The following is a 19,825-nucleotide window of genomic DNA, read 5'->3' as shown; positions in this document are numbered from 1 at the left end:
GTCACCGGCGGTGGAATCTGTCAACCGCCATAGCGCGCCCAGATTGCGCTTTCACCCAGTCGTGCGACAAATTCGGCATGGGCCGCTGCTTCCGCCGGCGTCAGGCGGGGCGGCAGGGGCGCCGGGCGCGGGGCACGGGGACCGCTGTCCGGAGAACCGGCCACGGGACCGCCGGACCGCCCGGGCTGGTCCAGCACCAGATCGGGCTGCCTGCCGCCGATCAGTTCCAGATACACCTCGGCCAGAAGTTCGCTGTCCAGCAGCGCCCCGTGACGCTGGCGGCTGGAATTGTCGATGCCGAAGCGACGGCACAGCGCATCCAGCGATGCGGGCGCGCCGGGGAATTTCTCTCGCGCGAGCGCCAGGGTGTCCAAGGCACGCGACCAGGGCAGGGCAGGGCGGCCCAGGCGGCGCAGTTCGGCATTCAGGAATTTCATGTCGAAGCTGGCGTTGTGGATCACCAGTCGGGCATCGTCGCCGATGAAGTCGATGAAGTCCCCGGCAATTTCGGCAAATTTCGGCTTGTCGCGCAGGAAATCGTCGCCCAGGCCATGCACCTCGAAGGCGTCCTTGGGCATCGGGCGTTCGGGGTTGATATAGACGTGAAAGGTCCGCCCGGTCGGCAGGTGGTTCACCAGCTCGATCCCGCCGATCTCGACGATGCGGTCGTCCTTGTCCGCATCGAAGCCGGTGGTTTCAGTGTCCATCACGATCTCACGCACAGGCCTTGATCTCCTTCACGATGTCTTCGACGGCTTGGCGGGCGGCATCCATGCTGTCCGTCGGGATGATCCAGTCCGCCCGCGCCCGTTTCCGGGCATCGGGCATCTGGCGCGACAGGATTAGGGCCAGCAGATCCGCCGTCATGCCCGGCCGCGCCAAGACACGCCGCCGCTGGGTTTCCGCGTCGGCCGACACGACCGCCACCCCGTCCATCTGGGTTTCATATCCGTTTTCGTAAAGCAGCGGAATATCCAGGACGACCAGAAGGGCAGCGGGATGACGGGCGATATAGGCTTCGCGGTCGGCAGCGACGATGGGATGGACGATGGCCGACAGACGGTCCAGGGCGGCGGGATCACCGGCAATCGCCGCTTTCAACGCCTCACGGTCGATGCCGCCGTCCCGCAAGGCGCCTGGGAAGACTGCCGCCACCGGAGCCACCGCCGCGCCGCCGGGCGCGTAAAGTCGGTGAACAGCCTGATCGGCGTCCCAGACGGGATGGCCCAGGTCGCGAAACATCTGCGCCGTGGTGGACTTGCCCATGCCGATGCTGCCGGTGAGGCCCAGCCGGAAGGTCATTCCAGCACGACCCTGCGTGTTTCCTCGTCCACCTCGGGGCGGCGGCCGAACCAGCGTTCAAATCCCGGCGCCGCCTGGTGCAGCAGCATTCCCAACCCATCCACCACCCGGCATCCCCGGGCCTGCGCCTCGGACAGGAAGGGCGTCATCAAGGGGGTATAGACCAGATCCGTCACAAGCGCATCGGGGGACAAGGCGTCCAGCGGCACGCGCAGGGGCTGCTTGCCTTCCATCCCCAGGGATGTGGCATTGACCACGGTGGTCGCCCCGTCCAGCATGTTGCCGGCCTGCGCCCAGTCATAGACGATCAACCGTGCGCCGAATTCCGCCTTGATCTGTTCGGACCGGATCCGGGTGCGGTTGGTGATCCGCAGTTCCTTGACGCCGCTGTCCAGAAGCGAGGCAACCACCGCCCGTGCGGCACCACCCGCGCCGATCACCGCGGCGGGACCGGCATCGGGATTCCAGTCGGGCGCGTTCTGACGCAGGTTGGCGATGAACCCATAGCCATCGGTATTGTCGGCATGGATCTTGCCGTCGGGCCGGAAGATCAGCGTGTTCGCCGCGCCGATCAATGCCGCGCGATCCGTCACCGCATCGGCCAGGGTCAAGGCCGCCTCCTTGTGCGGGATGGTCACGTTGATGCCCACGAAACCCAGCCGGGGCAGGGCGCGCAGCACCTCGGCCAGGTGCTCGGGCATGACGGGCATGGGAATGTAATGCCCGGCGATGCCATATCGCCGCAGCCAATGGCCATGCAGGCGGGGTGACCTGGAATGAGCGATCGGCATTCCGATGACACCGGCAAGCGGCACATGGGCAGGAGGGCTGGCTTGGTCGTCGATCATCGCGGGATTCCTTGGCTTGGACCCAGCCTAAGCCGGGACTGCCGCCGAAAAAAGCGTTCTTTGCAAGGGCATGTCCACCCCGGCAGAACCGCCTGTGGATAAGATCCGGGGGGAATCGGGTCGAATCATGAGGGCAGGTCGAACAGGTTTCGAGGCGTCCCCAGATCGGCCCGGAACAACCACCGGCCAACCGCGTTGCGTCCCCAAGTGCATAACTGCCGGGTCCGCCTGTCAGGATCTGTGGGGGAATCGGCGGCCCTGTCCATCTCCCACAGACTTATCCACAATCCATGAAATTGATCCGAATGAGAAAATTTCATTTTTCGCCCGATCATCCCCGAATTATCCACATTTGGAAGATCCGGGGGTGAATCGCGGGATTTCTGCTTTATCCCACTGTCCACAGGGCCTACATCAACATCATCCTTTATCTTTTCTTTATATTTAAGAAGAAGAACGGTGATGCTGGACGGTCTTTCGGTGATCTATCCCTATGCCAAGGCTTTCCACGTCATGGCGGTCATTTCCTGGATGGCAGGCCTGTTCTATCTGCCACGCTTGTTCGTCTATCATGCCGAACGCGGGCAGGGGGGCGAACCCGCAGCCAGCTTCACCATCATGGAAGACAAGCTGCTGCGCCTGATCATGAACCCGGCGATGATCGCCACCTGGATCAGCGGACTGTCCCTGGTGCTGACGCCGGGCATGGTGGACTGGTCGATGATCTGGCCCTGGACCAAGGCTGCCGGGGTTCTGGGAATGACCTGGTTTCACATGTGGTGTGCGGGCCAGCGGCGGCACCTGCTGGGCGGGCAGGGCCTTTCCGGACGACGCTATCGCATGATGAACGAGATCCCGACCCTGTTGATGGCCCTGATCGTGGTGTCGGTGATCGTCAAGTTCTAGGCCGGGCGGATTGACTCGGGTCCCTGTCATGTCTATGTGGCCCGTAAGCCCGGCCGTCCGGCACGGGGATTCCCGAACCATAACCTGACCAGCCGCGCGGCAAGGCGCGGTACCCCGGTGATATCATGTCCGAAGAACGTCTTAACCTCTCCGAACTCAAGGCCAAGAGCCCGGCGGAACTGCTGTCCTTGGCCGAGGAGTGGGAGATCGAGAACGCCTCGACCATGCGCAAGGGCGAGATGATGTTCTCGATCCTCAAGGAACATGCCGAGGAAGGGATAGACATCGGCGGCGACGGCGTGCTGGAGGTCGTGCAGGATGGCTTCGGCTTCCTGCGATCGACGGCCGCGAACTATCTGCCCGGTCCCGACGACATCTATGTCAGCCCCGACATGATCCGCCAGCACAGCCTGCGCACCGGCGACACGGTCGAGGGGGTGATCCGGGCACCGGGGGAAAACGAACGTTATTTCGCGCTGACCAAGGTCGAGCGGATCAATTTCGAAGATCCGGAAAAGGCCCGCCACAAGGTCGCCTTCGACAACCTGACGCCGCTTTATCCGAACGAAAGGCTGAAGATGGAAATCGAGGATCCGACCATCCGGGATCGCTCCGCCAGGATCATCGATCTTGTTGCGCCCATCGGCAAGGGCCAACGGTCGCTGATCGTGGCGCCCCCGCGCACCGGCAAGACCGTGCTGCTGCAGAATATCGCCCATTCCATCGAACGCAATCACCCTGAATGCTATCTGATCGTCCTGCTGATCGACGAACGCCCCGAGGAAGTGACGGACATGCAGCGGTCCGTGAAGGGCGAGGTGATCTCCTCGACCTTCGACGAACCGGCCAGCCGACATGTCGCGGTGTCGGAGATGGTGATCGAAAAGGCCAAACGTCTGGTGGAACATAAACGAGATGTTGTGATTCTTCTGGATTCTATCACGAGACTTGGTAGGGCGTTCAACACTGTGGTCCCTAGTTCTGGCAAGGTCCTGACGGGCGGCGTCGATGCGAATGCATTGCAGCGGCCCAAGCGGTTCTTCGGTGCTGCCCGGAATATCGAGGAAGGCGGTTCGCTGACCATCATCGCCACAGCCCTGATCGATACCGGATCACGGATGGACGAAGTGATCTTCGAGGAATTCAAAGGGACCGGCAACAGCGAGATCGTGCTGGACCGCAAGGTGGCGGACAAGCGGGTCTTCCCGGCCATGGATATCCTGAAATCGGGAACGCGGAAGGAAGAACTGCTGGTCGATTCCAAGGACCTGCAAAAGACCTATCTGTTGCGACGTATCTTGAACCCGATGGGCACCACGGATGCGATCGAATTCCTGATCTCGAAACTGAAACAAACCAAGTCGAATTCTGAGTTTTTCGACTCGATGAACGCCTGACGAGACAGCAATGGACTTGATCTATGCCGAAGCCACCCCGCCTGGGCGGGGTGGCGTTTCCATTGTCAGGATAAGCGGCGATGGGGCACGACGTATAGCCGAAAGCTTGGCAGGTCCGTTGGCCCGCCCCCGTCATGCCTATCTTCGAGATATCCGGGATGCCGACAACATCCTGGATCGTGCCTTGGTCATGTGGTTCGAAGAAGGCCACAGCTTTACAGGCGAGGAATTGGCTGAGATTCATCTGCATGGCGCACCGGTCATCGTGCGTCGTTTGGGGCAGATGCTGACGAACCAGGGCCTGCGCCTGGCAGAAGCCGGAGAATTCACCCGCCGTGCCTTTCTGAATGGGCGCATGGACCTGTCCGAAGTGGAAGGCTTGGGCGATCTTCTTGCTGCTGAAACGGAATCCCAGCGACGTCTGGCCATGAGGATGAGCAGCGGTGAACTTGCCCGAAAGGCGGACCACTGGCGATCCCTGCTGATCCGCGCCGGCGCCCTGGTGGAAAGCAGTGTTGATTTTGCCGATGAAGATGTTCCGGATGATGTTCCAGACGAAGTTTTCGATCTTCTGTCTGAACTGAGGCGCGATCTTCACGAACAGATTTCCGGTTATGCCGCGGCGGAACGTATTCGAAACGGTTTCGAGGTGGCGGTCATCGGCCCTCCGAACGCCGGAAAATCCAGTCTGATCAACCGGATCGCGCGCCGGGAAGTGGCTTTGGTATCCGACGTCGCCGGCACAACTCGCGATATCATCGAACTGCGTTTGGATATTCGAGGATTGGCGGTTACGTTGCTGGATACCGCAGGTCTGCGCACGTCAGAAGACATCGTCGAAAGCTTGGGGATAGAACGGGCAAGAACGCGAGCGGTCGAAGCGGATTTACGCCTTCACCTTTCTCCTGAAGGGAAGAAGGACGACACACTGTGGCAAGATGGGGATATTCTGGTCGCCACGAAGTCAGATTTGTTTAACAGTGTAGAGGGTCTTCCGGTATCGTCCTTGACGTCAGAAGGGTTGGATCAGCTGATAGACCGAATTTTTGATGCATTAAGTGCCAGAACAGCCAATGCTGCGCTTGTCAGTCATCAGCGCCAACTTTCAGCCTTATCCGAAGCATACGAAGCCCTTGAGGGGGCAGAAGGCCTTCCACCAGAACTGTTGGCCGAAACCATTCGGCGTACGGCCTCTTCTTTGGATCGATTACTTGGCAGAATCGGTGCGGAAGATTATCTGGATGTAATCTTCACATCCTTCTGCATCGGAAAGTGAGTGTTTCACGTGAAACAATATGATGTTATTGTTGTTGGCGCGGGTCATGCGGGTCTCGAAGCGGCTGCAGCTTCTGCCAGGATGGGTGCAAAGACTGCCTTGGTAACAATGCGTCGCGAAGATATAGGAGCCTTGTCTTGCAATCCCGCCATTGGGGGACTGGGCAAAGGCCATCTGGTTCGAGAAGTCGACGCCTTGGATGGCTTGATGGGCCATATTGCCGACCGCGCCGGTATTCAGTTCAGATTATTGAACCGCAAGAAAGGTCCGGCAGTCCAAGGACCGCGTGCCCAGATGGACAGAAGCCTGTATCGGGCGCATGCCTTTGAAGCCATATCCAGCTATTCAAATGTCGATCTGATCTTTTCTGAAGTCTCTCGCTTACTGGGAGATGACCAGCTTGTTTCAGGAGTACAGCTTGCAGAAGGGACGACGTTACACGCCAACGCGGTTGTCCTGACTACCGGGACATTCTTGAACGGCTTGATCCATATCGGCGATCAAAGTCGTCCTGCTGGACGCTGGGGGGATCGTGCTTCCAATCAGTTGGCCGAATCAATCAGCCGATACGATCTTCCTTTGGGACGCCTCAAGACTGGCACTCCTCCCCGACTGGACGGTCGAACGATCAATTGGGATGTCCTCGAAAAACAGCCTGGCGATGATCAGCCGGTCCTGTTCTCTTATCTGAGTAGTGCTGCTGAAGCACGTCAGATCTCATGTGGTATCACTCATACGAACATTTATACGCATGAGATTATCAGAGGCAATCTGTCTCAATCCGCAATGTATGGTGGTCATATCTCTGGTCGCGGGCCCCGTTATTGTCCTTCGATTGAGGACAAGATCTTGCGCTTTAGTGACAAGGACTCTCACCAAATCTTCTTGGAACCAGAGGGTCTGGAAGACAATACGGTTTATCCAAACGGAATTTCTACGTCGCTACCAGCCGACATTCAGTTGGAGTATGTCCGAACGATAAAGGGGCTGGAGCAAGCTGTTATCCTGCAGCCTGGCTATGCAGTCGAGTACGACTATGTTGATCCACGCGCTTTGAAAAACACGCTGGAATTGAAGAATGTACAAGGTCTTTACCTGGCAGGTCAGATAAACGGTACAACCGGCTACGAAGAGGCAGCTGCGCAGGGCCTTCTTGCTGGGTTGAACGCGGCATCAGCTGCACAAGGACGTGAAAGTATCACCTTCAGCCGCGCAGATAGCTATATCGGGGTGATGATTGATGATCTGACGTCTCGCGGCGTTTCTGAGCCATACCGGATGTTCACCTCTCGGGCAGAGTTTCGTTTATCCTTGCGTGCGGACAACGCTGATCAGCGTCTAACGCCATTGGGAATCAAGATCGGCTGCATCAGTGAACGGCGTCGCAGGTTCTTTGAAGATCGGCAGACGCGTTATGAAGCTGCACTCCAAAATATGCAGAATCTGACGTTCAGTCCGTATATGTTGTCGAAGGCTGGCATTGCCGTCCGTCAAGATGGGCAGAGGCGGTCCATCTTTGGCTTGATGGGTCAGCAGGATATTTCACTTGCCCAGCTTGAAGGTCTCCACCCGGAAATTCGCAAGATCAATCCAGCTACGCTGGAGCAACTGCGCAATGACGCCCTCTATAATCAATACATTGATCGGCAAGCCCGGGATGTGGAGTTGTTGAAGCAGGACGAGGCGGTCTTGTTGCCGGAAAAGTTCAACTATGCGCAGCTATCCGGTTTGTCCAAGGAACTGGCAGCCAAGCTGAACGCCCTTCGTCCGGAAACGCTTGCTGCGGCAGCCAAGATCGAAGGTATGACGCCTGCGGCTCTGACGCTTCTGCTTGCCGCATCGAAGTTTAAGAAAAAGTTAACGGCATGATTGTTTCACGTGAAACAAAGGACAGATTGACGATTTATGGCGATCTTCTTGGGCGATGGAACTCCAAGATCAATCTTATTTCTCCGGCAACTCTGCCCTATCTTCAGGAAAGGCATTTTGATGACTGTCTTCAGGTAAGTGAAATCGCTGGCGGTACATCTGGTCTATGGGTGGATCTTGGAAGCGGTGGCGGCCTGCCTGGCTTGGTCCTTGCCATTTCCAGCAGCGATACTGATATCAAATTCAAGTTGGTCGAGAGCGACAAACGTAAAGCAGCTTTCCTGCGCACTGTTGTGCGAGAAACTGCATTGACCAACGTGACCATTGTGAACGAGAGGATCGAGGCACTTTCTCCTCAGAATGCTGACTATGTCAGCGCGCGTGCTCTTGCCCCGTTGAGGCAACTCATGGCATATCTTGCGCTGCACATGGCACCTTCTGGGAAGGCCTTTCTGATGAAAGGCGTTCTTTGGCGGCAGGAAGTTCAAGATGCCCGGAAGACCTGGAATTTTGACTATATAGCGCATCCAAGCCGAACTGAGGCTGGAGCAGCAATACTGGAAGTGACTGGAGTCAGACATGGCGGAGCTTAGCGTCATTGCCGTTGCCAATCAGAAAGGCGGGGTAGGGAAGACGACCACTGCCATCAATCTGGGTGCGGCACTGGCCATGGCTGGCCATCAGACAATCCTGATTGACCTGGATCCGCAAGGAAACGCTTCGACGGGCTTGGGGATCGAAGTCGAGCAACGTCATAAGACGGTCTATGATCTTCTGGCAGGGCCAGACTCTCTGCAGGACTGCCAAGTCCAGACAGACATTGAGAACCTCACAGTTGTTCCAGCGACCCCTGATCTTTCGTCAGCCGATGTTGATCTGGCCCAGGTAAAGGATCGCACTCGTCTTTTAAGGCGCAAGCTGGATGAAGCTCCCTGCGACAGCGTGATCTTGATCGATTGCCCGCCTGCATTGGGGCTGTTGACCGTGAATGCCATGGTTGCTGCAGATGCGGTCCTTGTTCCCTTGCAGGCTGAATTCTATGCCCTCGAAGGTTTGTCGCAGCTTTTGTCGACGGTGAAGCATGTGCGTCAAAGCGGGAACCCCAATCTTCGCGTAAACGGCGTTCTGTTGACGATGTCTGATTACCGCAACAATCTGTCTCAGCAGGTTGAAGCTGATGCCCGTGCGACGCTGGGGGATCTGGTTTTTACAACTGTCATTCCTCGAAACGTCCGTGTGTCGGAAGCACCTTCCTTTGCGCAGCCTGTTCTTCTGTACGATCCTGCGTCCAAGGGCAGCCTTGCCTATCGTCAGTTCGCAGCCGAATTTGCGGCTCGTCTTAAACTTGCCAATGAGGTTGCCTGATGTCCGACAGCAAATCTGCAAAACGCGGCTTGGGTCGTGGCCTGTCGGCGCTGATGGCGGATCTGGATCTTGATACGCCGGGCGAACCAAAGCCGACCAAGGATCGGACGATGGTTCCCATCGAACAGATCACGGCCAATCCGGATCAGCCCCGGCGGCATTTCGATCCGGCGGCTTTGCAGGAACTTGCAGAATCTCTTCGTCAACGTGGCGTTCTTCAACCCTTGATCGTCCGCAAGCATCCGAGGGATGAGGGTCTTTACCAGATCGTCGCGGGCGAACGTCGCTGGCGTGCGGCGCAGATGGCGCAGTTGCATGAACTTCCGGTGATCATCCGGGACCTGACCGACACCGAGGTTCTCGAAGTTGCCATCATCGAAAACATTCAGCGCGCCGATCTGAATGCCATCGAAGAGGCTGCATCCTTTCGTCAGCTCATGGACCGGTTCGGCCATACCCAGGAAAAATTGGCCGAGGCACTGAACAAGAGCCGCAGCCATATCGCCAATCTCTTGAGGCTCTTGACCTTGCCTGATCCAGTTCAGGATTATGTCAAGGATGGCCGGTTGACAGCGGGACATGCCCGGGCTTTGATCACGGCGGACAACGCTGCCACTCTGGCACGGCGCGTTATTGATGGTGGCCTATCCGTTCGGGAAACCGAAGATCTTGTGCGTCGGCAAGGGAAGAACACAACTTCTGGTGAGAAGTCGCAGTCTCGCCGCAAGGGTGACAAGGACGCCGATACGCGGGTCTTGGAAGGGGACCTTTCCGCGCAGCTGAAAATGGCCGTGGCGATCGACCATGCCCCTCATGGGGGTGGCACGATTTCGATCACCTACAAAAATCTGGAGGAACTGGATCGGCTATGCCAGCTTTTGGGGCGTTCAAACTGATGATGGGACAACTCCATCAAGGACGCTTGCGCATTTCCATGGTTCAATTCCGCACCACGACTGCTCGTCGAACTTCCATATGCACGACGTTGGGCCGACTTTAAGGACCTGATCTGACCGGCAAGTTGCCTCAGCAGAGTCCATCGTCGTGGCCCCGGATCATTGGTGCCGGCGTTGCCTGACCACCAGGAAACGCGCGGAAAGCATCAATCCTTCAGTCCCGCGACGATCTTGTCGGGGGTTGCAGGAAGGTGCCGCACGCGGACGCCGCAGGCGTTATGAATGGCATTCAGAACGGCCGCACCCGCGCCGCAAATTCCCAATTCTCCCAATCCTTTGGCTTGCAGCGGCCCGACATAGGCGTCGCGTTCGGGCAGGAAATGCACCTCGAGCGGGGGGACATCGGCATGCGTCGGGATATGATATTCGGCAAGATCACGGCTGACGGCATGACCGTCACGGGAATCGTGTTCCATCGCCTCGGTCAGGGCGATGCCGATGCCAAAGGTCATGCCGCCCAGACATTGTGATCGCGCAGTCTTCTCGTTCAGGACCCGCCCGCAGGCGAAGACGCCCATCATGCGGCGCACGCGCACCTCGCCGGTCCAGCGGTTCACCGCGACTTCCGCCCAATGGCTGCCCCAGGTTGCCTGGCGGTGCGATTTTTCGGTCTTACCGGGTTGCAGATGGCCTTCGCCGCTGATCTGGCCGTCGATCAGGTCCGACAGCAGCCGGGCCACGTTGCCGGCCCGTGCCATTCCGTCCTGCAGGGTCAGGTCTGCTTCGTCGCAGTCCATCGCCTTGGCGATCTGGCCGCGGATTTCCTCGCAGGCGAGATAGACGGAGTTCCCGCTGGACGCTGCCCCAAAAGAACCGCCCGAACCCGAGGCGGGCGGGAAATTCGTGTCGCCCAGCCTGACCTCGACCTGTTCGATGGGCAGTCCCAGCATTTCGGCGGCAAGCTGGCCCAGGATCGTATAGGTGCCGGTGCCGATATCGGTCATGTCGGTTTCCACGACGGCTTGGCCGTCCTGGGTCAGCGTGACGCGGGCACGGGATTCGACCAGCATGTTGACCCGCACGGCGGCGGCCATGCCCATGCCGATCATCCATTCCCCTTCGACCTGCTGCCCGGTGGGCTTGCGGTTCGACCAGCCAAACAGCCTGGCACCCTCGCGCAGCGCCTCGGCCAGCTTGTGGCTGGAGAAGGGGCGGTCTGTCGTGGGTTCGACGTCGGGGATGTTGCGCAGGCGCAGTTCGACCGGATCGATTCCCGCAGCCTCGGCCAGTTCGTCCATGGCACATTCGAAGACGGTGACACCCACCGCCTCGCCGGGCGCGCGGACGGATCCGGCACAACCGCGATGGATGCGCGCGACGGCGTGGACCACCTGTCGATGCGCGGCCTGATAGGTGAAGGGTGTTGCCTGGGCCACGGGCTCGGTGAATTCGCTGCTGGGCAGGTTGGACACCAGAACCTCGTGCCCGATTCCCGTCAGCCGGCCGTCCGCATCGCAGGCCAGCCGGATACGCTGGCGGGTTTCGGACCGGCGATGCGCAAGGTCGAAGACCTGCTGTCGGGTCATGGCGACCATGACCGGACGCCCCAGCTCCTTGGCGGCAATGGCTGCGGAAACAGCCTCGGCATTGATGCCGAGCTTCGATCCGAAGCCGCCGCCGACATAGGGCGACAGCAGGCGAAGGTTCTGTTCCTTGATCCCCAGGGCATCGGCCATCTGCTTGCGGTTCGACGACAGCATCTGCAACGCCGCGCGGATCGTCACCTGATCGCCGTCCCATTCGGCGATCGCGGCATGGGGCTCCATCGCGGCCGACATCTGCGATGGCGTGTGCCACACCTGGTCCAGCGTGACGGCAGCTTCGCGCATGGCCTTGTCCACGTCGCCTGCCGCCGACTGCTTTTTCGGCGGCAGTTCGGGCGTCACGGCCTCGGGTTCCACAGGCACGCTGCTGACCTTGTAGCGAACGGCGATGTTCTGGGCGGCGTGACGCGCGGCCTCGAAGCTTTCGGCCACGACCAGGGCGATGGCCTGGCCCATGTATTCGATCTGGTCCGGCCCCGAGGTAGGGCCCTTCTGGTCCATGCCCTGCGCGGCATAGCGGACCATGCGCTTGTCCTGGATCACCGCAAGGGCACCGGGTGCATCGCCGATCTCAAGCACCTTTCCCGCGGGCACGGTCGCCTGCACAAGGACGCCATAGACCATGTTCGCGGGCCTCGCCTCGGCGGCATAGGCGGCCCAGCCGGTCACCTTCAAGGGGCCTTCCAGCCGGTTCAGGGGCTGGCCCAGGATGCCCTGGGCCATGTGGTCCAGACGGTCGTCGTGGGTCGGGCCATCGACCCGCAGATGCCGTGTCATGCCGCCGTCTCCATTCCGGTTGCGTCCCGCAGCGTCGCGATCAGGGCGCGGCGCAGCAGGGGAATCTTGAACTGGTTTTCGCCCCAGTCGCGCGCCGGGCGCAGCAGGATGTCCGCCGCTTCCCTGAACAACGCGTCCGAAGGCTCGCTGCCTTTCAGCAATGCTTCGACCTCCGGGTCCCGCCACGGTTTCGTGGCAACGCCGCCAAAGGCCAGGGCGGCGTGGCTGATGCGTCCACCGTCGGTCGCGATCACCGCAGCGACGGAAACCAGGGCAAAGGCATAGGACGCCCGGTCCCGCACCTTGCGATAACGGTGCTGGCCCCCGGGCGGGGCAGGCAGGATCACGGCCGTGATGATCTCGCCGGGTTCCAGGACAGTTTCCAGATGGGGGGTATCGCCCGGCAGCAGGTGGAAATCGGCCAAGGGCACCCGGCGGGGGGTGGGGCCGTCGATCTCGACCACGGCGTCCAGGGCCATCAGCGCCACGGCCATGTCGCCGGGATAGGTGGCGATGCAGTGGTCCGATGCGCCCAGGATCGCGTGGTTTCGGGTCACGCCGCCAATGGCCGCGCAGCCCGCGCCGGGATCGCGCTTGTTGCAGGCCATGCGGCGGTCATAGAAATAAGGACAGCGGGTGCGCTGCATCAGGTTGCCGCCCGTTGTCGCCATGTTGCGCAACTGCCCGCTGGCGCCCGCCAGCAGGGCCCGCGACAGGACGGGATAATCGCGGCGGATGACCGGATGGGCGGCAAGGTCGCTGTTCCTGACCAGCGCGCCGATCCGCAGCCCTTCGCCTTCCGGCTCGACCCCGCCCAGGTCCAGATGGGTGATATCGACCAGGGCAGGGGGCGCCATGACCTCGAGCTTCATCAGATCCAGCAGGTTGGTGCCGCCTGCGATGATGGTGGCGTCCGGCGACAGATCCGCGATCGATGCGGCGCGATGATAGGTGAATTCCCTCATGCCGCGTCCTCGCGATGGTCGGTCGTCCCTGCGGCCTGCTGGATGGCCGCGACGATGTTGGCATAGGCCGCGCACCGGCACAGGTTGCCGCTCATCCTTTCGGCGATCTCGGCATGGGACAGTTCGAACGGACCGTCCAGGTTTTCCGAGGCATGGCTGGGCCAGCCCGCCTCCATCTCCTCCAGCATGGCGGTGGCGGAACAGATCTGGCCCGGCGTGCAATAGCCGCACTGAAAGCCGTCATGGTCCAGGAACTGCTGTTGCAGGGGGGACAGGCGTTCCGGGCTGCCCAAGCCCTCGATGGTGGTGATCTGCGCGTCCTGGGCCATGCAGGCCAGGGTCAGGCAGGCATTGATCCGGCGGCCGCCCATCAGGACGGTGCAGGCGCCGCATTGGCCATGGTCGCAGCCCTTCTTGGTGCCGGTCATCCCAAGATGGTGGCGCAGGGCATCCAGAAGCGTGGTGCGCGGGTCCAGATCAAGGTCATGGGTCGCGCCGTTCAGGTGAAGTGTGATCTGCATGGATCCCCCGGATGCTGGCATCGGTGCTGGCTGGTGGCACGCCCTCAACCGCCAGACCGGCACTGCGTTCCCTTGGGGCCATCGCTTTCGCGGACGGAACGGGGATGCGCAAAGGGCGTTCCCCCCGCGTGACAAACACCGGAGCGTTCCATGTCCCAGTCCCAGACCACCCGCGATCACGACACCATCCGCAAATGGGCCGAATCCCGTGACGGCCATCCCGCCAAGGTCGAAACCGGCGGCAAGGGTGGGATCCTGCGCATCGACTTCGGCGAACCCGAAGACAACCTGACCCGGATCGAGTGGGATGAGTTCTTCGAGATCTTCGATGAAAACGACCTGAACTTCCTGTACCAGGACAAGACCGCCGATGGCGGCACCAGCCGCTTCAACAAGTTCGTCTCGGGCGAATAGGGACCGGCTGCCCGGTCCGGGGGTTACCGTCCCGGATCGGCGTTATCCCCAGGCAGCAGCAGGTTGACCGCCCGGGCGGCGGCAAGGCCCAGCAAGGTCCCGGCCAGGACATCCATCGGATAATGCTTGGCCCGCGGGATCTGCACCCCGGCCATCAGGGCCGCGGTGCCTGCTGCCGGAAGCGCCAGGCCCGGCATGTCCCGGGCGACGATGGCCGCCACCGCCACCGCCCCGGCCGTGTGACCCGACGGAAACGAGGTGTCGTTGCCCCCCTTGCTTTCCCCAGGCTCGAATTCGTAATCGCGGTGCTTGACGATCTCCTCGGGGCGGGTGCGGCGCAGGCGGTTCTTGATCCTGCGCTTCACCACATTGGCGATCACATGGGCGGCCATCATGCGCATTCCCGTCCGCGCGACATTCGGCCGCCCGGTCACCAGCCCGCCCGCGATGACCGTGCCGCAAACCATCGTCAAGGGTATCTGGTCGGCCAGTTCGCTGGCGGTGCCAAGGGCCTTGACGACCGGATGATGCCGGTGCCGGGCAGCGCTTGCCGCAGCCTCGACATCCATGCGTTCCAGACCCTCGGTCTGGGGGGCGGGGTGGTCTTCGGGATCGCTGTGCTGGGACATGCCTTCGTAACGACACCTGCGGGGGGCGGTTCCCGCAAGGGGAACAAATCACCCCGCCCGCCGGTTTGGCCTGGCCACCACCGATACGAACAGGAGGATCGAGAATGGCGAACGCAAGCAGCAAGAAATTCGGCGCGGGCCAGCAGGACCAGGGCAAGGGCGACGGCACCGGGGGCATGTCCCCCGACACGATGGACGAACTGCCCCGGCAGGAAATCCTGTCGAACCGCGACACGTCGCGTCATTCGGATCAGCGCGGGCTGGATTCCCGTCATGTGAAGACCGAGCAGCATCACGACCATGTGGCGAACCGTCAGGCCGACGATGCCGATGACGACAATCTCGACAACGGGCAGGGCTAGGCCATGGGCAAGCATCCCAAGACCGACACCCCGACCGACAAGGATCTGCGCGACGATCCGGGGATCGGCCGATCCAAGGGTGCGGATCGCAACGATCCCACAATGGATGGCGACAATACCTTCGAAGGTGATGTGCTGAATGACACGACGCCGCAGGGTGGCGTCGATCCCAGCCAGCGTGGCCGTACAAACCGATAGGAGACCATCATGGTCGGCAAGAAGACCCACGATCAGCAGCAGCGGATCATCCAGAAAAAGGTCGATACGACCAATGCCGATCCCGATTTCGATCCCCGCCCCGACCTGAAGGCATCGGACCGGCGCGAGGCCCGGAAAGAGGATGGGGACGAAGAACGGGAATGACGCGCCCGTTAGACCAAGCCGACGATCCCGGCCTGGTCCGGGCCATCGCCGGGGGATGCGAATCCCTGGCCTTGCCGTCGCATGACGATTTCGCCCCGGCCTTCGACCGCTGGGGCGACCGCCGCGTCCTGATGCTGGGCGAGGCATCCCACGGCACGGCAGATTTCTATGCCGCGCGCGCGGCCATTACCCGCCGGATGATCGAACATCACGGCACAAGGATCGTCGCGGTCGAGGCCGACTGGCCCGACGCGGCAATCCTGAACCGCTATGTCCGCGGCCTGGACCTGCCCGAGCGAATGTCCGAGGCTTTTCGCCGCTTTCCCCGCTGGATGTGGCGCAACGGCGAAATCGCCAGGCTTCTTCGCTGGATGCGCGACTGGAACCGGGGAAGGCCGGCGCAGGATCAGGCGGGCTTCTATGGCCTCGACATGTATAACCTGAACGCCTCGATCCGCGCGGTCCTGGATTATCTGGAAAGCGCCGATCCCGACGCGGCCAGTCTGGCCCGACAGCGCTATGGCTGCCTGGAACCCTGGGCCGACCATCCCGATGCCTATGGCCGGATGGCGGGATCGGGCGACAGCGATTGCGAACAGGCGGTCGTGCGGCAATGCCGGGATCTGCTGGCGCAGGCGAGCACGGTCAGGGACGCCGATCTGCTGGACGCCGCGCAGAACGCCCGCCTGATCGCCTCGGCCGAGCGGTATTACCGGGTCATGTATCACGGCGGGGCCGAGGCCTGGAATCTGCGCGACAGCCACATGGTCGAAACCCTGGTTCTGCTGCTGCGGGCAGGGGGCAAGGACGCCAAGGCCGTCGTATGGGCGCATAATTCCCATATCGGCGATGCCTCGGCGACAGAGATGGGGCGGGCGCGGGGCGAACATAACCTGGGCCAGTTGGCACGCGAACGCTGGGGCGACGGGGTCGTCCTGATCGGTTTCGGCACCCACCGGGGGACCGTCACGGCGGCAAGCGACTGGGACGACCCTGCGCAGGTGATGACCGTGCGGCCGTCACGCCCCGACAGTCTCGAGGGCCATTGCCATGCCACCGGCATCGACCGCTTCCTGCTGGATCTGGGCGGCGATCCCGATCTGGCCCGGCATCTGTCCAAGCCCCTGCTGCAACGCTTCATCGGGGTGATCTATCGTCCCGAAAGCGAACGTTACAGCCATTACATGCAGGCCGTCGCGGCGCGGCAATACGATGCCTGGGTCTGGTTCGACCGCACCCGGGCGCTTGTCGAATCGGATGATGGTCAGGACCAGGACGGCGAAGACCACAAGGACGCATCCGACACCTGGCCATTCGGGGTCTAGCCGATTCCGGGCCTTTGGGTGGTTTGCGCTGCACGGCGGCAGGTGCGGGACGCCGCCGGATCGACGCTTCATCAAGGCCTGGGGTTCATGCCATGCCGACAGAGTTGCATCCCATGTTTCAACCTTGCCGCAAGTCCTGCACGTCCTGATGGACATGGCACGCCAACCGGCTTAGTCTTTCCTGGTCCGTACCAGTGTCCAATGTTTGGCCGGGTGAGGAGAGGATCATGGAACGATCCCCCTTGGCACCGTTTTGTCCCAGCTTCCGGCTCGCGCCGGACCCAGGGTTCCTGTATCTGTCGAAATCCCATCGCCAGGTTCAGGACGATATTCTGGCCCGCATCGGTCATGATCCGGCCGTGCTGGTCCTGACCGGCGGACCGGGCACGGGAAAGACCACGCTGGCCAGGCAGATGGCCAGTCTTTGCCACGGCATACGGGTCGGGCATATCGGCCAAAGCCATGCCCAGTTGATCGACCTGCACCATCAGGTGCCCAAGGCACTGGGCATGTCCTGCAGCCCGGCTTTCGATCATCCCCAAAGCGGGCCGCGCGCCCTTGGAAGGGCCTGCGCCGATACCGGGGACCGCATCCTGCTGATCGTGGACGAGGCGCAGGGCATGCCGAGCAGCGGGCTGGACTATCTGGCGGGCTTGATCGATGCCGCCGCCGTCGAGGGGTGGTCGATCAGTCTGTTGCTGGTCGGGGGAATCGAACTTGAAGCCCGCTTGGCAAGCCCCGCCCATTGCCTGCTGCGTGCCTGGATCGGTGGGCGCTTCCGCCTTGCGCCGCTGGGGCAGGATGAAACCTCGGACTATGTCGCGCATCGTTTCCGCATCCCGGGCTGCGCCTGCCATGCTGGCATCAAGGTCTTTGACGCGGCGGGTATCGGGCATCTGCATGCCCTGTCCAGGGGCGTTCCCAGGGTCATCAACCACCTGGTGCAGATCTGCCTGTTCGAGGCGACGGCGGCAGGCCACCGGCAGGTGGATGGGGCCTTTGTCGAAGCCTGCCTTTCCTCCATGATCCAGGATGGGCGACTGGCGCATCTGGTCGGCCCTGCCAGCAAGGGCGTGCAGGCCCATCCCCCCGGCAATCTTCCCGTTTTCGCCAGGCCCGTGGCGCGATCGCCGGCGGTTCCTCCGCAACCCATGGTCGCCGTCCGACCGGCACAGAAGGATATCCCTGTCCCGGCGACACTCGCCGCCTCGGGTCCGCGTCTTGCCAGACCGCATCATGCCGGTCTGGCGGCGGGGCTGGCGGGGCTTCTGGTTCTGCTGCCTTTCGGTGATTCCAGCGGACGGATGCAGACCACCATCACCGCAGCGGCCTTGCTGCCGGTCACGCCCGCAGCCAAGGTCGCCCCGCCGCAACCCGCGGCCCGAGGCTTGCCAGGCCGGGTGGCTGTGGACGCTCCGCCCGATCCCGACCGCCTTCTCAGCGAAGCCTTGGCCGTAGAGGGTGCGGATCCGGTCCGGGCGGCGCAGCTTTATACCCGCGCCGCATCCTGGGGCAACGCCAGGGCCGCCTATTACCTGGGACAGCTTTACGAAACGGGCATCGGGCTGGAAGCCGATCCCTATCGTGCCGCAGCGTGGTATGAAGCGGCCGGCGACATCGGTGGTGCCCCGGCGCGGCTTGCGGATCTGAAGGCCGCATCACGCCTGCAGAACCCGGAACCGACGGACCCGCCCGTTCCGGTCTTCCAGGGACTGTCCGCGCAGGGACAAACGGAATTGCAGTGGCAAGGCCCCGCCACCGCGCCGGTTCCCCGGTTCACGGTCGAACTTGTGCCGGCTGGCGGCGATGGGCAGGCCCGCCGCGTGGATACGGCGCTTTCGGCGCTGTTGCTTCCCTATCCGGTCGCGCAGTGGCGGGTGATCGCCCTGCGGCCCGACGGGACCAATGGGCCTGCCTCGGGCTGGTCGCGGCTTGATCCGGGCGCGCGCTGATCAGCAGCCGATCACGGCGCAGATGCTGCGGCGATAAGCCTCGTTCGCTTCGCTGTCGGGAACGGCCTGGGCGGCAGAGGCGGGGCAACTGAGCTGATAGGCCGGATCCAGCCCGCGATTGACGCAGGTCCCGACGTCCCATCCTGGGGGAATGTCGGTCAGATCGACCGATTGCCACTTCGGATGGCCTTCCGCACGCAGGGTCTCGATGCGCGTCAGGATCAGCGCCGCCATGTCCGACACGCCCTTGCAGCTTGCCCGGTGATAGGCATTGCGCGCCGGATCGTATTCATAGGTCATCAGCACGGCCTTGACCGCGACCAGCTCGACCGGATCGGGCTGGAAGTCATAGGTTCCCCCGGCCAGCGTGGCGGGTGAATAGACCGCCTGCAAGGTCGGATCCTGGATCGGGACAAGGTGAAAGCGGTCGGGGTCGATATCGCCTTCCGTGTAAAGGGACGCAGGCGCGCCCGCGACATAGAAGAAGGCGTCGATCTGGTCCGCCTTCAGCTGCGGCAGGGCATCGGCGGGCGCCACCAGCAGCTTCTCGGCAGGCTCGACCCCGGCCAGCGACAGGATCAGCGATGCGGTCAGAAAGGTGCCGCTGTTCTCGACCCCGATGGCGACGCGCTTGCCGGCCAGATCGGCCAGTCCCGCGATGTCGCGGCGCGCCAGGATGTGAACCTCCTCCTCATAGAGGGGGAAGGCGATGCGGACGCCAGTGATGGCGCGAGCCACCGCCGGATCGTTGCCGGCAAAGGTCTGCATGTATTCCAGGACATCGCTTTGCACGATTCCGAACTGGGTGTTGGGCCGCTGCCGCACGGCCAGGAAGTTTTCCAGCGATCCGGCGGATTCCACCACGTCCAGGGACTGGCCGCATTGCTGCATCAGGTTGCCCAAGTCGCGCCCGATCTGAAGATAGGTGCCGGTCGATGCCCCGGTCATGATGCTGAGTTGGGCATCCTGGGCCTGCGCGGGCTGCGTTCCCAGAATCCCCAGGACCGCCACGACCAGATGCAGCACCGATTTGAAACGTCGCATTGCCCTGTCC

21 protein-coding genes are annotated in these 19,825 nt (G+C 62.0%); 13 read left to right on the top strand and 8 right to left on the bottom strand.

The window, feature by feature from the left end; all coding sequences use genetic code 11:
- Positions 1-20 precede the first annotated feature (20 nt).
- Genes dnaQ through IEX25_RS06340 form a run of 3 tightly spaced genes read right to left on the bottom strand, consistent with a single transcriptional unit; the run spans position 21 to position 2,150 of the window.
- Positions 21-722: a DNA polymerase III subunit epsilon gene (gene dnaQ, locus IEX25_RS06350; RefSeq protein WP_188714503.1), complete on the bottom strand. Its 702-nt coding sequence runs from the start codon at positions 720-722 to the stop codon at positions 21-23.
- Positions 715-1,302, bottom strand: a complete 588-nt coding sequence (coaE, locus tag IEX25_RS06345; protein WP_188714502.1) for a dephospho-CoA kinase — start codon at positions 1,300-1,302, stop codon at positions 715-717. The genes dnaQ and coaE overlap by 8 nt, the downstream gene beginning before the upstream one ends.
- Positions 1,299-2,150 (bottom strand): shikimate dehydrogenase, encoded by an 852-nt coding sequence (locus tag IEX25_RS06340; protein WP_188714501.1) that lies wholly within the window; start codon positions 2,148-2,150, stop codon positions 1,299-1,301. Before IEX25_RS06340 ends, coaE begins: the two co-directional genes overlap by 4 nt.
- A 462-nt stretch (positions 2,151-2,612) precedes the next feature.
- On the opposite strand from IEX25_RS06340, the gene IEX25_RS06335 reads away from it, so the two are divergent.
- From IEX25_RS06335 to IEX25_RS06305, 7 genes are all read left to right on the top strand, one after another.
- Positions 2,613-3,056 carry a CopD family protein gene (locus tag IEX25_RS06335; RefSeq protein WP_188714500.1) on the top strand — a complete coding sequence of 148 codons (444 nt, stop codon included), beginning with the start codon at positions 2,613-2,615 and terminating at the stop codon, positions 3,054-3,056.
- A gap of 125 nt (positions 3,057-3,181) precedes the next feature.
- Entirely contained in the window at positions 3,182-4,453 is a 1,272-nt protein-coding gene (rho, locus tag IEX25_RS06330; RefSeq protein ID WP_103172098.1) for a transcription termination factor Rho, read from the top strand.
- Between the two features lie 10 nt (positions 4,454-4,463).
- The gene (gene mnmE / locus IEX25_RS06325; protein ID WP_188714499.1) at positions 4,464-5,729 is read left to right on the top strand and encodes a tRNA uridine-5-carboxymethylaminomethyl(34) synthesis GTPase MnmE; all 1,266 of its coding nucleotides are present in this window, start codon (positions 4,464-4,466) and stop codon (positions 5,727-5,729) included.
- Between the two features lie 9 nt (positions 5,730-5,738).
- Positions 5,739-7,598: a tRNA uridine-5-carboxymethylaminomethyl(34) synthesis enzyme MnmG gene (gene mnmG / locus IEX25_RS06320; RefSeq protein ID WP_188714498.1), complete on the top strand. Its 1,860-nt coding sequence runs from the start codon at positions 5,739-5,741 to the stop codon at positions 7,596-7,598.
- On the top strand, positions 7,595-8,191 hold the full coding sequence (rsmG, locus tag IEX25_RS06315) for a 16S rRNA (guanine(527)-N(7))-methyltransferase RsmG (RefSeq protein WP_188714497.1): 597 nt from the start codon (positions 7,595-7,597) through the stop codon (positions 8,189-8,191). Before mnmG ends, rsmG begins: the two co-directional genes overlap by 4 nt.
- A complete protein-coding gene (locus tag IEX25_RS06310) occupies positions 8,178-8,963 on the top strand; it encodes a ParA family protein (RefSeq protein WP_188714496.1) in 786 nt (261 codons plus the stop codon). Before rsmG ends, IEX25_RS06310 begins: the two co-directional genes overlap by 14 nt.
- Positions 8,963-9,859: a ParB/RepB/Spo0J family partition protein gene (locus tag IEX25_RS06305; RefSeq protein WP_188714495.1), complete on the top strand. Its 897-nt coding sequence runs from the start codon at positions 8,963-8,965 to the stop codon at positions 9,857-9,859. The genes IEX25_RS06310 and IEX25_RS06305 overlap by 1 nt, the downstream gene beginning before the upstream one ends.
- Before the next feature lie 206 nt (positions 9,860-10,065).
- Here the strand turns inward: IEX25_RS06305 and IEX25_RS06300 are convergent, their stop codons facing one another.
- Genes IEX25_RS06300 through IEX25_RS06290 form a run of 3 tightly spaced genes read right to left on the bottom strand, consistent with a single transcriptional unit; the run spans position 10,066 to position 13,726 of the window.
- Positions 10,066-12,240 carry a xanthine dehydrogenase family protein molybdopterin-binding subunit gene (locus IEX25_RS06300; RefSeq protein ID WP_188714494.1) on the bottom strand — a complete coding sequence of 725 codons (2,175 nt, stop codon included), beginning with the start codon at positions 12,238-12,240 and terminating at the stop codon, positions 10,066-10,068.
- Entirely contained in the window at positions 12,237-13,205 is a 969-nt protein-coding gene (locus IEX25_RS06295) for an FAD binding domain-containing protein (RefSeq protein WP_188714493.1), read from the bottom strand. The genes IEX25_RS06300 and IEX25_RS06295 overlap by 4 nt, the downstream gene beginning before the upstream one ends.
- Complete coding sequence (locus IEX25_RS06290) at positions 13,202-13,726, bottom strand: 2Fe-2S iron-sulfur cluster-binding protein (protein WP_188714492.1); 525 nt, start codon at positions 13,724-13,726, stop codon at positions 13,202-13,204. Before IEX25_RS06290 ends, IEX25_RS06295 begins: the two co-directional genes overlap by 4 nt.
- Before the next feature lie 150 nt (positions 13,727-13,876).
- Between IEX25_RS06290 and IEX25_RS06285 the strand changes: the two genes are divergently transcribed.
- A complete protein-coding gene (locus IEX25_RS06285) occupies positions 13,877-14,140 on the top strand; it encodes a hypothetical protein (protein ID WP_188714491.1) in 264 nt (87 codons plus the stop codon).
- A gap of 23 nt (positions 14,141-14,163) precedes the next feature.
- On the opposite strand, the gene IEX25_RS06280 is transcribed toward IEX25_RS06285, so the two are convergent.
- Positions 14,164-14,769, bottom strand: a complete 606-nt coding sequence (locus IEX25_RS06280) for a phosphatase PAP2 family protein (RefSeq protein WP_188714490.1) — start codon at positions 14,767-14,769, stop codon at positions 14,164-14,166.
- Between the two features lie 104 nt (positions 14,770-14,873).
- Between IEX25_RS06280 and IEX25_RS06275 the strand changes: the two genes are divergently transcribed.
- The 5 genes from IEX25_RS06275 to IEX25_RS06255 all read left to right on the top strand — a co-directional run bounded on the left by IEX25_RS06275 (position 14,874) and on the right by IEX25_RS06255 (position 18,771).
- Positions 14,874-15,131, top strand: coding sequence for a hypothetical protein (locus tag IEX25_RS06275; protein ID WP_103172108.1), 258 nt, complete (start codon positions 14,874-14,876; stop codon positions 15,129-15,131).
- A gap of 3 nt (positions 15,132-15,134) precedes the next feature.
- Entirely contained in the window at positions 15,135-15,329 is a 195-nt protein-coding gene (locus IEX25_RS06270) for a hypothetical protein (RefSeq protein ID WP_103172109.1), read from the top strand.
- Positions 15,330-15,338: 9 nt separating this feature from the next.
- Positions 15,339-15,494, top strand: coding sequence for a hypothetical protein (locus tag IEX25_RS06265; protein ID WP_188714489.1), 156 nt, complete (start codon positions 15,339-15,341; stop codon positions 15,492-15,494).
- Positions 15,491-16,819, top strand: coding sequence for an erythromycin esterase family protein (locus IEX25_RS06260; protein WP_188714488.1), 1,329 nt, complete (start codon positions 15,491-15,493; stop codon positions 16,817-16,819). The genes IEX25_RS06265 and IEX25_RS06260 overlap by 4 nt, the downstream gene beginning before the upstream one ends.
- 227 nt (positions 16,820-17,046) lie before the next feature.
- Entirely contained in the window at positions 17,047-18,771 is a 1,725-nt protein-coding gene (locus IEX25_RS06255; protein WP_188714487.1) for an AAA family ATPase, read from the top strand.
- Here IEX25_RS06255 and IEX25_RS06250 read toward each other — a convergent pair whose 3' ends face one another.
- Positions 18,772-19,815 carry a TAXI family TRAP transporter solute-binding subunit gene (locus IEX25_RS06250; RefSeq protein ID WP_188714486.1) on the bottom strand — a complete coding sequence of 348 codons (1,044 nt, stop codon included), beginning with the start codon at positions 19,813-19,815 and terminating at the stop codon, positions 18,772-18,774.
- Positions 19,816-19,825: the final 10 nt, after the last annotated feature.

It is taken from the genome of Paracoccus acridae, assembly GCF_014642735.1.
GTDB classification, from domain to species: domain Bacteria; phylum Pseudomonadota; class Alphaproteobacteria; order Rhodobacterales; family Rhodobacteraceae; genus Paracoccus; species Paracoccus acridae.
The sequence above is the reverse complement of the archived record's forward strand: the minus strand, read 5'-3'. Positions and strand labels throughout refer to the sequence as shown.